The organism is Bacillus sp. TE9106W (assembly GCF_054062215.1).
In genome coordinates, this window is sequence record NZ_JBSSFA010000003.1 from 438,020 (window position 1) to 450,554 (window position 12,535).

General features: G+C 34.2%; 15 protein-coding genes and 1 other annotated feature. Of the genes, 5 read left to right on the top strand and 10 right to left on the bottom strand.

Annotation, left to right across the window (positions count from 1 at the left end):
- Positions 1-239 precede the first annotated feature (239 nt).
- Positions 240-1,787 carry an IS200/IS605 family accessory protein TnpB-related protein gene (locus ACVWY7_RS08620; protein WP_456523747.1) on the bottom strand — a complete coding sequence of 516 codons (1,548 nt, stop codon included), beginning with the start codon at positions 1,785-1,787 and terminating at the stop codon, positions 240-242.
- Positions 1,788-1,956: 169 nt separating this feature from the next.
- Positions 1,957-2,194: a binding site (T-box leader), on the bottom strand.
- 166 nt (positions 2,195-2,360) lie between these two features.
- On the opposite strand from ACVWY7_RS08620, the gene ACVWY7_RS08625 reads away from it, so the two are divergent.
- Positions 2,361-2,588 (top strand): hypothetical protein, encoded by a 228-nt coding sequence (locus tag ACVWY7_RS08625; protein WP_000562232.1) that lies wholly within the window; start codon positions 2,361-2,363, stop codon positions 2,586-2,588.
- Between the two features lie 78 nt (positions 2,589-2,666).
- Here the strand turns inward: ACVWY7_RS08625 and ACVWY7_RS08630 are convergent, their stop codons facing one another.
- The 3 genes from ACVWY7_RS08630 to ACVWY7_RS08640 all read right to left on the bottom strand — a co-directional run bounded on the left by ACVWY7_RS08630 (position 2,667) and on the right by ACVWY7_RS08640 (position 4,707).
- Positions 2,667-3,482 (bottom strand): hypothetical protein, encoded by an 816-nt coding sequence (locus ACVWY7_RS08630; RefSeq protein ID WP_000730827.1) that lies wholly within the window; start codon positions 3,480-3,482, stop codon positions 2,667-2,669.
- A 129-nt stretch (positions 3,483-3,611) separates the two neighbouring features.
- Positions 3,612-4,394, bottom strand: a complete 783-nt coding sequence (yidC, locus tag ACVWY7_RS08635) for a membrane protein insertase YidC (RefSeq protein ID WP_000920537.1) — start codon at positions 4,392-4,394, stop codon at positions 3,612-3,614.
- Positions 4,395-4,422: 28 nt separating this feature from the next.
- Positions 4,423-4,707: a hypothetical protein gene (locus ACVWY7_RS08640; RefSeq protein ID WP_000394930.1), complete on the bottom strand. Its 285-nt coding sequence runs from the start codon at positions 4,705-4,707 to the stop codon at positions 4,423-4,425.
- Positions 4,708-4,984: 277 nt separating this feature from the next.
- Between ACVWY7_RS08640 and ACVWY7_RS08645 the strand changes: the two genes are divergently transcribed.
- Complete coding sequence (locus ACVWY7_RS08645) at positions 4,985-5,878, top strand: YitT family protein (protein WP_000530036.1); 894 nt, start codon at positions 4,985-4,987, stop codon at positions 5,876-5,878.
- 99 nt (positions 5,879-5,977) lie between these two features.
- Here ACVWY7_RS08645 and ACVWY7_RS08650 read toward each other — a convergent pair whose 3' ends face one another.
- Complete coding sequence (locus ACVWY7_RS08650; protein ID WP_000397310.1) at positions 5,978-6,499, bottom strand: GNAT family N-acetyltransferase; 522 nt, start codon at positions 6,497-6,499, stop codon at positions 5,978-5,980.
- A 451-nt stretch (positions 6,500-6,950) separates the two neighbouring features.
- Between ACVWY7_RS08650 and ACVWY7_RS08655 the strand changes: the two genes are divergently transcribed.
- Positions 6,951-7,337 (top strand): DUF3938 domain-containing protein, encoded by a 387-nt coding sequence (locus ACVWY7_RS08655; RefSeq protein WP_001077770.1) that lies wholly within the window; start codon positions 6,951-6,953, stop codon positions 7,335-7,337.
- Positions 7,338-7,788: 451 nt separating this feature from the next.
- Here ACVWY7_RS08655 and ACVWY7_RS08660 read toward each other — a convergent pair whose 3' ends face one another.
- The 4 genes from ACVWY7_RS08660 to ACVWY7_RS08675 form a co-directional block, all read right to left on the bottom strand.
- Positions 7,789-7,929, bottom strand: coding sequence for a DUF3985 family protein (locus tag ACVWY7_RS08660; RefSeq protein WP_000404786.1), 141 nt, complete (start codon positions 7,927-7,929; stop codon positions 7,789-7,791).
- A 96-nt stretch (positions 7,930-8,025) separates the two neighbouring features.
- The gene (locus ACVWY7_RS08665; protein ID WP_456523748.1) at positions 8,026-9,108 is read right to left on the bottom strand and encodes a hypothetical protein; all 1,083 of its coding nucleotides are present in this window, start codon (positions 9,106-9,108) and stop codon (positions 8,026-8,028) included.
- Between the two features lie 12 nt (positions 9,109-9,120).
- The gene (locus ACVWY7_RS08670) at positions 9,121-9,831 is read right to left on the bottom strand and encodes a DUF3169 family protein (RefSeq protein WP_000978067.1); all 711 of its coding nucleotides are present in this window, start codon (positions 9,829-9,831) and stop codon (positions 9,121-9,123) included.
- On the bottom strand, positions 9,818-10,039 hold the full coding sequence (locus ACVWY7_RS08675) for a helix-turn-helix transcriptional regulator (protein ID WP_000776174.1): 222 nt from the start codon (positions 10,037-10,039) through the stop codon (positions 9,818-9,820). Before ACVWY7_RS08675 ends, ACVWY7_RS08670 begins: the two co-directional genes overlap by 14 nt.
- A 164-nt stretch (positions 10,040-10,203) precedes the next feature.
- Between ACVWY7_RS08675 and ACVWY7_RS08680 the strand changes: the two genes are divergently transcribed.
- The gene (locus tag ACVWY7_RS08680; RefSeq protein ID WP_431174849.1) at positions 10,204-10,995 is read left to right on the top strand and encodes a hypothetical protein; all 792 of its coding nucleotides are present in this window, start codon (positions 10,204-10,206) and stop codon (positions 10,993-10,995) included.
- A 56-nt stretch (positions 10,996-11,051) separates the two neighbouring features.
- On the opposite strand, the gene ACVWY7_RS08685 is transcribed toward ACVWY7_RS08680, so the two are convergent.
- The gene (locus tag ACVWY7_RS08685) at positions 11,052-11,666 is read right to left on the bottom strand and encodes a DedA family protein (RefSeq protein ID WP_000454750.1); all 615 of its coding nucleotides are present in this window, start codon (positions 11,664-11,666) and stop codon (positions 11,052-11,054) included.
- Between the two features lie 404 nt (positions 11,667-12,070).
- Here ACVWY7_RS08685 and ACVWY7_RS08690 point away from each other — a divergent pair, with 404 nt between their 5' ends.
- Positions 12,071-12,514, top strand: coding sequence for a DUF3978 family protein (locus tag ACVWY7_RS08690; RefSeq protein ID WP_000388753.1), 444 nt, complete (start codon positions 12,071-12,073; stop codon positions 12,512-12,514).
- The last annotated feature ends 21 nt before the right edge of the window (positions 12,515-12,535 follow it).

A 12,535-nucleotide genomic window follows, 5' to 3' on the forward strand; every position in this document is an offset into this window, starting at 1 on the left:
CCTGGTTTAAAATTCTTATAAAAATCTATAAATTGTTGGCGAACCAAGTCAAATGCCAACTACCGAAAAGGAATCTCACCTTTTTCCTGTCCGTAAGGGTTGTGACCTTTTCATCCACCTATTGTGAAAGAATGACGGCAGGTTCCTGTTAGGAACGATCTGTCCTTGCATACTACCATTCATCCAAGTCAGTAGTATGCAAGAGGTTATAAGAAATAAACCAGTACCCCCCTTCTCATTTAAATTTTAAATACGAATTGTTGATTGCTCCTATAAACAGTTTTGTGAAGAATGCTCCACAATTTCCAATTGTGATATTCTTTCCACGTTTGAATTGTTTGTAACCATTTTTTATATACTTTTTTCGTATTCTTTTTACTTTCTTCCATGGAAGCAACAAGAATACGCAGTTTTGTTGTAATTTGGTTTTTTAATAATAATATAATCTCTTTTGGTACTTGTTCTTGCAATTCCAATCCACGTCTTGCGATTGTGAAGGCGGCTGCTTCATGAACGCTAATACCGAAATTTTTACTGTATTTTAATTTTCCAATCACACTTGTATAAGCAGGGTTTACTGTTTTAACAGAAAATCCGTTACGAAGACCCATACGAATTAAACTGTTCAACATCTTTTTATACGTAAATTGATGGAAATTACGATTACTGTATTTATCAGTATCATGAGATTGTTGAAACTTTAAATCTTCCAAAACAATTCCACCTACATTGTTTTCCAATAACCATGTTTTAATTTGTTGTACGATTTGTCCAATTATCGTTGCGCGTTTGTTTGTTGAAAACGCATTCAGATGGGGTAGATAAAAATTTTTTGAACCTTTAAAATTACCTTGTTTTGTACATAAACTAACTGCAATACGGTCCGGATTCACATCAATTCCTGCAATTACATCTGATTGTGGTGTTTCCTTGAAATCTAGTACACGACCTATTTCTGTTTCATCAAACGTAATATTTACATAAAATTCATTTTGTTTACGAATGATTTCTACACTATATTTTTGATGCTCTATAATCGGTTTTCCTTTTGGATTTACACCGATTTGCTTTCCCATAACGACATTTGTGATTTGATGATAAAAATGATATGGAATGATAATCGGAACTTTGATTCGTGGGCTTTTTGTTTTTCCATTTGTTCGTCCTAATGGATTTGCAATTTCTAACCATCCTTGCCCACAATCATCAACTGTAATGCGCATGTTCAAATTCCCTTTTTTGCTTTTATCTCCGCGAGAATATAATTGTCGTGTCCGCAAATCTTTCCATTCTTGATTGGATATCTTGTTTTTCATTCTTTCATAGAAATTTTTCCGCCCACCAAAAATAATAGGAGGTAATGTTTTATTTTTAATATGTTTTGCATACGTTTCAATTTTTTGTTCTAATTTTTGTTTTCGTTTTCTTAATCCAATTAAACAAGTTTCTAATGCAACTTGTTTAGGTCTTTTTTTGCCGCGTTCATAATCATCTATTTTTTGTAATGTCTTTTCTAACTTTTTTTGATTGTTTTCTAGGTAAACAGGAAGAAGTTCTTTTTGAGAGAAAAGGATCGTTTGCGCTTGTAAAATCGCATCTTCACAAAAACGTTTATTTAACAAATATTTAGGTTGTAGTTTTTTTATCAATTCTTTCTCGTTTTCGCCCTCAATCAAACGATTAAAACTATATCGTTTTGCACTTTCGAACGTACGGATCAAAGTAATTAAATCTTCCGTTTGTTCTTTTGTAATAGAATTGATTTTACAAGTACGTGTTGTTTTCATCCTTTTCCCCCCTTTTCATCACCTGAAAATATTATAGGTTGAATTCTGTAAAATATAAAACCTGTAATTGTAAATTTTTATAGTTTTTTATAGATTCTTATTTACTGTTATTACCTCCTTCCAATCCTAGTGTGATGCAAAAATGAAATAAAAAAACACTCCTCCCTAAAAAAGGGACGAGTGTTATATTCGTGGTTCCACCCTTGTTTCAATTCGCAAAGTAACACACTTCACCAATTTCTCAAGTCTAAAATAACGGTTTTTGCCGGCAAGCAATTACTAGATGTTCGTTCACTGCTGCAGTTCAGAGGTGGTAATCCATTTTTTCGTATTAGGAAGCTCACAGCCAAAGGCTTCCCTCTCTGAGAATCGTAAAAAATTGATCGTGTCCTCATCATCACTTCTTGATGTCGAATTTTGTAGTTATTGTTCATTATATTGAATTGTTAGAAAAAATCAATATATTTTTTTATATAACATACGAAATATTTCTCTTCTTATATTATAACAGAAGTTACGCCACTTCTCTAATTCCCTAAAAATGGTATAATCCATATAGGAGGTGCACCAATAATGATTGCTGTTTTTTGTATTATCGCTACATTTCTTTCTGTTCTATTCGCTATCATGTTCAGGCACAAATATCCTGGTTATAGCATTTTAGCGGTAGCTATTATACCAGCTGTTTCCTTCTACATATTAGGTAAATATCAATATACAGAAGTATTTATCGGCTTTGCAATCTTCTACTGCGTCTTCGGATACATACTAACAATGAAAAGAATTTTATTAAATCGTTAAAAAGGACCGATTTCTGCTGACGGAAATCGGTCCTCGCACGTACCTTCCGGTTGCCCATACGAAAGCTACGTAATTCGATTATTTATCTTCTTTGTTCATAAAAAACTTGTGATGCGGAAGCTCCACATTCAATGCCTCTAATTGTTTCTTTTCATTGTCTAAAATTGCTTTTGCTTTTGTTTTAGTTGCCTCATCTAATCCTGCAAATATATCTTCATGCTTCTTTTTCTCTGGGAGTTTTATACCTAGTTTTGTTAATTCTTCTTTTGATTGCTCATGCGTTAATTTGCCGGATTTTTCTTGTTCAAAAATTGACTTCACTTTTTCTTTCGCCTGTTCATCTAAATTAGCAAGCATATCTTTACGCTTACCCTTCTCCGGCATGTTCACGCCTAACTTCGTTAATTCCCCTTTTGCTTGTTCACGTGTTAATTTTCCAGATTTCTCTTGCTCTAAAATGGATTTCGCTTTTTCTTTCGCCTGTTCATCTAATCCCGCAAACATTTCTCCATGTTTACCCTTCTCCGGCATTTTTACACCTAGTTTTGTTAATTCCTCTTGCGCTTGTTCACGTGTTAATTTCCCGGACTTTTCTTGCTCTAAAATCGACTTCGCTTTTTCTTTCGCCTGTTCATCTAATCCCGCAAACATTTCTTTACGTTTTTCTTTCTCGGGAAGCTTTACACCTAGCTCCTCTAACTGCTTCTTTGTATCATCCATAATCGTTTTTACTTTTTGTTTTGTAGCGTCATCTAAATCCTTTTTCGCCGTTTTTGTCGCTTGCTCAGCTGCTGGATTATTCGTTGCTGCGAATGCTGGAATACCGACTCCTCCAATGATTCCGAATGATAAAGCACCTGCAATCGCTAAATACCCAACTGTTTTCTTCTTCATAGGAAATTTCCTCCTTCATATTTCTAATGCATGTACACTTTCGTATACAATGCCTATCGTAATGAGGGTTTCTTAACATTTCCTTAACGACTTAACAAAAAAACACCGCTCATCACGAGCGGTGTTTCTCTAAGCTTTTTGTAATTGTAACTCTTCACGTTCCATTATTTTTCTTAATACGATTGTTTGCATCATTGTAAATAAGTTACCTGTTATCCAGTACAACACAAGTCCGGATGGCGCCGCGAATCCCATAAATAGAATCATTGCCGGCATCATAATTTGCTGCATCTTTAGCATCTGTACTTGTTCTCCAGGTGTACTATTCGATTGGAAAACTTTCATCTGAATAAATGTCGTTAACGCTGCAATAATCGGTAATATATGATAAGGATCTGCATGTCCTAAGTTCACCCATAAAAATGTAGATGTGCGAATCTCTTCTGTTCGGCTAATCGCATAATACAAAGCAGAGAAAATCGGCATTTGTATTAATAGTGGCCAGCAACCAGCAAGTGGATTCCAACCGCCTGATTTCATTAGTTCTGACATTTCTTTTTGATACTGTTTTTGTTTTTCTAGATCTTTGCTTACATCACCGTATTTCTGCTTTAGCTTCTGCAATTCAGGTTGCATTTTTTTCATTTTCGCTTGGCTACGATATTGCGAAACAGCTAATGGAATCATTGCTGAACGAATAACGAGCGTCATAATAATGATAGCAATCCCAAAGCTAGCTCCCGGTATATGATGAGCAACAAATTGAATCATAAACGAGATTGGATATACAAAGTAATGATCCCAAATTCCCGTACTATGTGCATCAATTGGGGCTGCATTACTGCAACCAGATAAAACAAAAACAAGTAATAATGATAAACTAACGAGCACAGCTCGGTATGATTTTAACATGTTCATTCCTCCAATGTTTCGTAATTATTTAGCGAAACATTGGTGTATACGGACCGACCTCGTCATTCTCTTCACTTGATTCTTGTCTACGTACAGAACGAATCATTCCATATTTATAAAAAATAGAAAATAGCGGTACATTCCCTGCACTATCTTCACATGTATCAACTAACGCAAAAGCTCTTTGTCTACCGCTCGATGCTTGCTGACGCACAAAACGAGAAACGTTAGCAAGGAAGAAAACTTCTAATAAACAAAGTGCTGTCGTTACAAACGATATATATAGAATTGCATCCTGCAATAAAAATTCCATCGCTTCACATCCTTAATAAGGTCATTTTAGCACATTCGGCAAACATTCTCTATTTCCTTTTATCGTCAAAAAAAGTATTTTGCATATTTTCTCAAGAAAATAATAATTGAGAAACATTGTATTCGCTTTCTTTAGTATATTCACACACATCAATGAATAGGCTTGATTTATTAGAAATTTATAAAATTTTTGCATTATAATAAAACTATTGCCAGTTTTTGAAAAAACCTTTATTCTCTTCTTGTAATCAAAAATGAATATGGAGATGAAACATACTATGGGTCAACTAGGAGACGCCGATTACGTTCCCGACACCGCCTTTTTATCCTTCCCAGCAGCTAAAACATTTCACTTAGAATTTATCATACAGTTGGTTGTTATTTTCGTAGCTTCTATTTTGTATGCAATTTCTATGAATATGTTCTTTATCCCGCATAATATGATTAGCGGTGGATTCGCTGGCGTAGGGATGATTATCGGTTATTTAATGCACTACAATATCGGTGCACTTATCTTTTTACTAAACATTCCTCTTCTTATTTTAAGTCACTTTTACTTAGGCAAGAAGACAACCTTTTTAACAGCGTACTTTGTAGCTGTATCATCGTTAGCGATGAACATTATCCCTGTACACCAAGTTTCAGACGATATTTTACTTTCTTCTGTATTCGGTGGTGTAATCTGCGGAGCAGCTTCCGGAATCATATTCCGATTTGCTTCTTCAACAGGTGGCTTTGATGTTGTTGGATTGATTGTAGCGAAATATCGAGATGTTTCCATTGGAGCAATTATTTTCGGATTCAACTTAATCTTACTTGTTGTAGCAGGATTTATTTTCGGATGGGATATTACACTTTATACGTTAATCAGTCGATTTGTAGTCAGCAAAGTGATCGATGCTGTGCATACGAAACATATTAAATTAACGATAATGACAATTACAGAAAAAGGCGAGGAAATAAAAAGCGCCCTACTACATCACGGCATACGTGGCGTGACAATGGTAGATGCTGTCGGCGGCTATACAAACCATAAGAAAAAAATGATTTACACTGTCGTGACTCGCTATGAGTTAGGCGAAATGAAACGTATTATCCGTCAAGTGGATAACAAAGCATTTATGAACATTACTGAAACAGTTGAAATTGTCGGCCGTTTCAAACGCATATAAAAAAGGTCAATACATGAAAGGGCATCACATATAATATGTGATGCCCTTTGTTATTCAACTCACGCACCCTTTAGCATAATACAATCACTAAGTTTATTACTACAAATCGGAGGATAGCATTCCATATACAATACTATCTGTCCACTCCTCTTTATTCCAAAAATCTTGTATGAAATGGGCTTCCTTTCTCATGCCTATTCGTTCACACAATTTTTGTGAAGCTGTATTACGTGCATCAAGATTAGCTTGTATACGATGTACATTACATTCATGAAATAATTTAAATACCAAACTACTTACTGCTTCTGTTGCCAACCCTCTCCCAGCTACTTCACTTGAAAAACTATAACCAATCTCAACAGTGTCTTTCATATTTGTGTACCATACGGATAAATCACCAACTACTTTCGTTTTGTATATAACCGCCAAACTTAATATTGATTCTTTAGTAAGTGCATTGTTTGCTAGCTTCTTATTAAATCTTTCCTGCATGTCTTCATGAGTCCACTTATTATGTAATAGGAACTTACATGTATCCTCACTATTATAAATAGCAAATACATCCTGTAAATCAGTACTTTTAAAAGGTCTAATTATTAATCTTTCTGTTGTGAACTCCAAGTTAGCTCTCCTCCCTTACATTCATGCCATAAAACATTTTTTATAGTATTTAAACCTCTTTCTTAGATCTCACCTTGATTACATATTTCATCAAAATAAATGAAACTCCTTCTTCCACTAAACCGCACCGTTAATGGTATTTCTTTGCGTTTTTTATTTTTTACACTTATTACAAAATCAGATAATTCTATTATTATCTCTCTAAATGTGTTATAATGAAAACAGACTCACAAAAAAAGAGTATATAGACTTGGAAGTTTCTCATATTTTACAAACAAAAAGAAACGAGCAGTCAGGTATATTTCAATCACCATACACGTAACGGTTTAAAAAACCGATCACTCTTCAATGATCTTTTTATAAAAAGATACGTACAACTAAAATTCACTTCAATATACTATACCTACCTTTTTGACTTCCAAATCATCTTATTACATAGGGAGATGAACATATGAATCAATATATACGATATACAATAGCTGTCCTGTTTGCTATTATCGGCGGAACAATCTGCTTCTGGACAAACACTCAGCTTGGAGAGAATATCATTTTTAATGGAATCGAAACACTTGTAAGCGCTTCAATTTTAGGTGGATACATTTTCTTCCTCTTCAATCCAGAAGAAAATGCGCAAAAAACAATGTTATTAACAATGATCGGAATCGTTGGTGGATGTATTTCCTACTCAATGACTAACTATACATTACCACTTCAATTAAGCTCAGCTTTCTTCCACGGTCTATGGACTTGGTTCATTGCATTCTGTCTAGCAGATGTATTCAACCTATTACAAGACAATGAAGAAGAAAACGGTCGCCAAATTGAAAGTAACTCGTAAGCTGGAAGATATTCTTCCAGCTTTTTTATGTTGTTTTGCATACCACGGCATCACAATAAAAAGAAGTTACCCTCACAGCAACTTCTTTTCCATATACCCCACCCAGTACCAACCAGATTATATCAGCGATTTTTCAAATATATCGACGATTTCTACACTTTTATCGGCGATTTTTTCATTATATCGACGATTCGACATAGGATATCGACTTACCGACAATTTTCGGCAATCTATTTATGCTCTATACCCCGCCACTACAATAAAAAGAAGTTACCCTCACAGCAACTTCTTTCCCATATACCCCAGCCAGTACTAACCGGATTATATCAACGATTTTTCAAATATATCGATCGTTTCTCCACTTATATCAACGATTTTTTCATTATATCGGCGATTCGACACAAGATATCGATTTAACGACAACCTTCGACACTCGAAACGCACAACATACCTATCCCCCAAGCAATTTACTGCCGAGCTCTACGATTAAAAAGATAACTAATAAAATCGCAAGTATCTTTAATGCTACATATGCCACTTTAAAAACAACATAAATGAGCAAGACGATTAAAATAATCGTTAAAATTTCCATCTAGAATTCCTCCAAGCTTTGCTCCTCACACCTTATTTTACTCGCACCAGACTTTTTATGGAACGGCATAAGACGACATAGAAAAAAGAGGATACCTCACCCATCGTAAGATACTCTCTTCTTTAGCTGCTCAAACCATTCTCTCTCTAATTGTAAATATCCCATCTCACTCTTCTCAGCGCTCTTCAATTCTTTATCAGCTTTCCTCATATAAGTACGAGATGCTTCCATATCGCCCTCTAAATATTTAATAATTCCTTGTGTACGATAATACCCATGTAAGTCTATTTTCGTAATAGCCTTCCCATGTTCCTTTGCTTCTTGCAAAGAAAGACTATCCATCTCATAAAGGGCTTTATATAAAAGGTACCAACTATGAAAACTACTAATGAAATATTTATTTTCCTTCGTTACAGGTTGTTGAACAATTGGTTCTATATACGGTATCGCTCTTTCCATTCCTTCTCGATCAGCACGAGCTAAAAAGACGAGCATAAGTCCGCTCATAATCTCTCTTATACTTTTATTTTCTTTTAGTTTGTCTTCGCTAAGTTCTACCAATCTCTCATCCCAATCTTTCGGCCTCTTATAACTAAATAACTCACTTGATACTTGAATGTTATATAAATGCTGCTTCGCTTTTTCATCATCTTTAATTAAAATGAGAAATTGCATACCATCACTCAAAAACGTTCCTTTTATCGGTACGATTGTAGCTGCAAAAATCACAAAGTGTAAAACAGAAAAATATAAAAGATATTGATAATAACTCACCATATATATGTAACCGAAAGTAATACCAAATAGTAAACTCGTAATCGGTCCACCTAAAGTGAGCCACGCCCATTTTTTCGAAAGATTCGGTGCCTCTATACAAGGAGGAACTAACATCGCCACGCCTCCAAAGTACGCCCACAATTTATTTTCTCGAACGCGTACTTTCCCCTTCTCTTTTTGAAAAGTAATCGGCCCTACTGTCATAAATTTAAAATTCAAACCACCTATCAAGCCGAATACTACGTGTCCTAGCTCATGAATAGCTAGCACTAATAAAAAGATTCCAAATAATGTCCATACATCCAACATTATTTCTAATTTCTCCGTTCGAATTACTCCGTATAAAATGGACAGGATTAGCGCCACTGTCAGTGAGCCAGCTGGCCTTCTTAAAATATCCACCTTTTTCTCCCCTTAGTAAATCATTTTTCTATGCATTTCGTACATGAATTTTCCGATATGTAATATCCAAATAAAAGAGATTAAACCAAGCAACACGAAATTGATATCACTAACAACTGTATATATAACGGCAGCCCACCACACATATGCCAATACTTTATTCGTAAATTCGTACGCTTTATATCCAGCTTCATGCACAATATGCTTTAATCCTTCATCTGCGTTTTTCTTCCACATCTCCATCGATTCCATATACGTTACACCTTGTTCAGGGTAAAGCTTGTTATAACGATTTCTCGCCATAATCCCAATGATCACTATAATAATCGTAAAAGCAGTAGCAGCTACCATGTTCCAAATTGCGAAGGAAACATTTGCATCATGCATGAATGCACGTCTACATGCAATAACTGCATATACAAACCAGGCCTGCGTAACTATATCACCTATACGTAAATACATAATTACAATCCCTAATTTTCTACCTTGTACACTCTCTTCTTCATCACGTGCCTCCGCTAACATACGTGTATTCTTCCAAGTGTAATACATCATTATCATTCCAAAAAGAGTACATACACCTATTAATATATTGGGTGATAATTTTCTCGGTTCATCCGAGAGTAAGTCTAAAGCTATATAGGATGCAAAAAAGCCACCTACCATACTTAATATGAGTTTGCAAAAACTAATAAATTGTTCTCCCAGTTTACTCTTCATCATCCTCTTTCCCCTCCACTAACTCAAATATTTCCTCCACCGGTACATTGAAAATTTTTGCGATTTTTAGCGACAATACAATAGATGGTGCATAATCCCCGCGCTCAATTAAACTAATCGTTTGTCTTGATGATCCAATCGCTTTCCCTAAATCCCCTTGTGATAAACGATACTTTGCTCGTAGTTCCCTCACCCGATTTTGAAGCTTCATATCTTCCCTCTTTTTCATTTATTTAATTAAAATTGTAAATAATATCCTTATTTTCGTCAATTATAATTGTCATTTTGACGTTAATAATTGACAAAAATAAAGATATATTATGATGGAAATAACCTATATAATGAATGTGAAATATTAAACAAAGGAAGTGACCTATGAATAAAACATCTACTTTTTCCTATATTCTTACTAAACTTACAGCGACTTTCTTTTTATTATTACTTATTAGCATGCTTCTCTTAACAACTAGTCAACCAACATTATATAGTTTCTTAGCTGGATTACGAGAGCTACTATATGTTCCCTTCGTTCCTGTCCTTGCGGTATATGCAATTTTTTGTTCTATTTGCATAGATAAATTGAAATTAAAAACATATACAAGACTGAAGACATTATTACTTTATATTTTTTGCGGCTATTTATTTTTTCTTCCCTTCTTAATATTTAAAGAAGCTGATCTAATACAGTTCTTGTTCCTCGGATCAATCGGAGCAGTATGTTCTCTTTCTTTCTATTTATGCACAGTCATAGCAACAAAATTTAAGTGGATACAGTATTTCGTACCAAGCATTATGTTTATTATATTTATCACAATTAACTTAGTAGATATAGCAAGGGTTGGAACATCAAAAGAAAAATGGGTCGAAACAAAAACCGATAACTCTTTCGAAGCATCTTTTCAACATTTTAGTGGTGAACATAAAGTCCCGATTGAACTAAAACGAGGTGACATATTAGAATTCACTATTGAATCACAAGCTGAAAATTCGAATGGCTACATAGGGGACATAAAAATGGCTAGTGAATTTCAAGAGGAAGAAAATTATTTAGCTCCAGCTGGCCCTAATACGTATCATTTCGCAGCAATTAAGACAGGCACTTATTACATTATAGTTAGCGGAAATCAATTAAAAGGAAAGTTAAAAATCGATTGGAACATCAAATAAAAAAGGCAGTGCATTTGCACTGCCTTCCTAAATTCTGACATAGAATGGATTCCATATTAACTTGCGTTTTGTAATAATGCTCGTTTTAACTGTTTACGGAAACGAACTCCTAACGTAATTGCTACAATCACAATCACTCCAAAAATGATTTTACCGATATGACCTTCTAGCGCTCCAAAAATATCATGTAAATTGCCACCTAACCAGTAACCACCGATTAAGAAGAATGATACCCAAAATAGAGCACCTGAATAAATTGTAATTGCAAAGCGGCGGAATGGTAAGTTAATAATTCCTGCAAAGTATCCTGTAAAGTGACGTACACCAGGAATAAAGAAACCGATAAAGATTAGGAAATATCCATACTTATCAAACCACATTCTTGTTAAGTCGATTTTTCTTTGTGTTAAAAATACGTATTTCCCATACTTTTGAATAAAGGGCATACCTAATTTATTTCCTAAAAAGTATTGAATCGTCATTCCTACACTTGTCCCAATAAAGGATAGAATGATTAAAATCGGTAAACTTAAATCACCTTTATGTGCTAAAAATCCCGCATATGCTAACGTTGGCTCTCCCGGAAACGGAAGTGCAATATATTCTAACAGCAAACCGACAAGTACAACATAGTACCCGTATTGCTGAAATAATTCATGAATCCATTCCATGTCATCTCTCCTTTCAATCACGTGCAACTTCTTACTAATATTGTATAAAAAAATTGTCGAAATAACTATCACAATAGCTTACATTTTTATTACATTTTTGTAAGGCTCTCACTAAACTTTTACGTTCTTTATTTGCTTTCATTTTCAGACAACTGAACAAGTATATAACGTGAGAAACCAGGGCCTTAATATGCATTTTTTATCCATTTTTTAACACTTGAAAATCGTTATATTTTGTTCTTAATAAAAAACCACTACAAACTCATACGAACTTCATATTAGCTTCATATACGTATTGTAAGATTATATCGGAATTTGTTGAAAAATTTAACCAATATATGACTAAACATTAATTTGAATAAATATTAATCGCTTTTCGAAATTGAAAAAAGGGTGAATACGAAATGGAAGCTTATAAAATGCACGATTTTATTAATACAAATGTTGAATCTCACCAAAATGAAACCGTTTTTAATTTGCACATATGTGAAACAAATGAATTTGACGTAAGTTTAACAAAGTCTACAACACTATCTTTTATCGTTTCAAAAAAGAACATTAAGATTGTTACGAAAAAATGGATTAATTCAAATCAAGAAAGCATGATTGGCAAAAGCTACATCATTCCAACGAAAGCTTTTCACTACTTCTTACCAATTATTTCTGAAACCGAAGATGAATTAAATATTCAAGTTCAAAGTTTTGGACTACATGGTGAACTTTTATTAAATGAAAGATTACTTATTGATAAAAACAACAAACACAATACCAAAATTACTACCTTCTTTGAGACATTAGATGAAAATGTAAATAAAGTGTTACGAGGGTTGCAAATTCATTGTATGTAAGACTACCACAATAGTAAAAAG

What these genes read in the sequence shown, in the direction of transcription:
- yidC (WP_000920537.1), bottom strand. Translation starts at nt 4,394, where the DNA reads ATGTTAAAATCATACCGAGCTGTGCTCGTTAGTTTATCATTATTACTT.
- ACVWY7_RS08685 (WP_000454750.1), bottom strand. Translation starts at nt 11,666, where the DNA reads ATGGAATGGATTCATGAATTATTTCAGCAATACGGGTACTATGTTGTA.
- ACVWY7_RS08680 (WP_431174849.1), top strand. Translation starts at nt 10,204, where the DNA reads ATGAATAAAACATCTACTTTTTCCTATATTCTTACTAAACTTACAGCG.
- ACVWY7_RS08625 (WP_000562232.1), top strand. Translation starts at nt 2,361, where the DNA reads ATGATTGCTGTTTTTTGTATTATCGCTACATTTCTTTCTGTTCTATTC.
- ACVWY7_RS08660 (WP_000404786.1), bottom strand. Translation starts at nt 7,929, where the DNA reads ATGGAAATTTTAACGATTATTTTAATCGTCTTGCTCATTTATGTTGTT.
- ACVWY7_RS08675 (WP_000776174.1), bottom strand. Translation starts at nt 10,039, where the DNA reads ATGAAGCTTCAAAATCGGGTGAGGGAACTACGAGCAAAGTATCGTTTA.
- ACVWY7_RS08630 (WP_000730827.1), bottom strand. Translation starts at nt 3,482, where the DNA reads ATGAAGAAGAAAACAGTTGGGTATTTAGCGATTGCAGGTGCTTTATCA.
- ACVWY7_RS08620 (WP_456523747.1), bottom strand. Translation starts at nt 1,787, where the DNA reads ATGAAAACAACACGTACTTGTAAAATCAATTCTATTACAAAAGAACAA.
- ACVWY7_RS08690 (WP_000388753.1), top strand. Translation starts at nt 12,071, where the DNA reads ATGGAAGCTTATAAAATGCACGATTTTATTAATACAAATGTTGAATCT.
- ACVWY7_RS08645 (WP_000530036.1), top strand. Translation starts at nt 4,985, where the DNA reads ATGGGTCAACTAGGAGACGCCGATTACGTTCCCGACACCGCCTTTTTA.
- ACVWY7_RS08670 (WP_000978067.1), bottom strand. Translation starts at nt 9,831, where the DNA reads ATGATGAAGAGTAAACTGGGAGAACAATTTATTAGTTTTTGCAAACTC.
- ACVWY7_RS08640 (WP_000394930.1), bottom strand. Translation starts at nt 4,707, where the DNA reads ATGGAATTTTTATTGCAGGATGCAATTCTATATATATCGTTTGTAACG.
- ACVWY7_RS08655 (WP_001077770.1), top strand. Translation starts at nt 6,951, where the DNA reads ATGAATCAATATATACGATATACAATAGCTGTCCTGTTTGCTATTATC.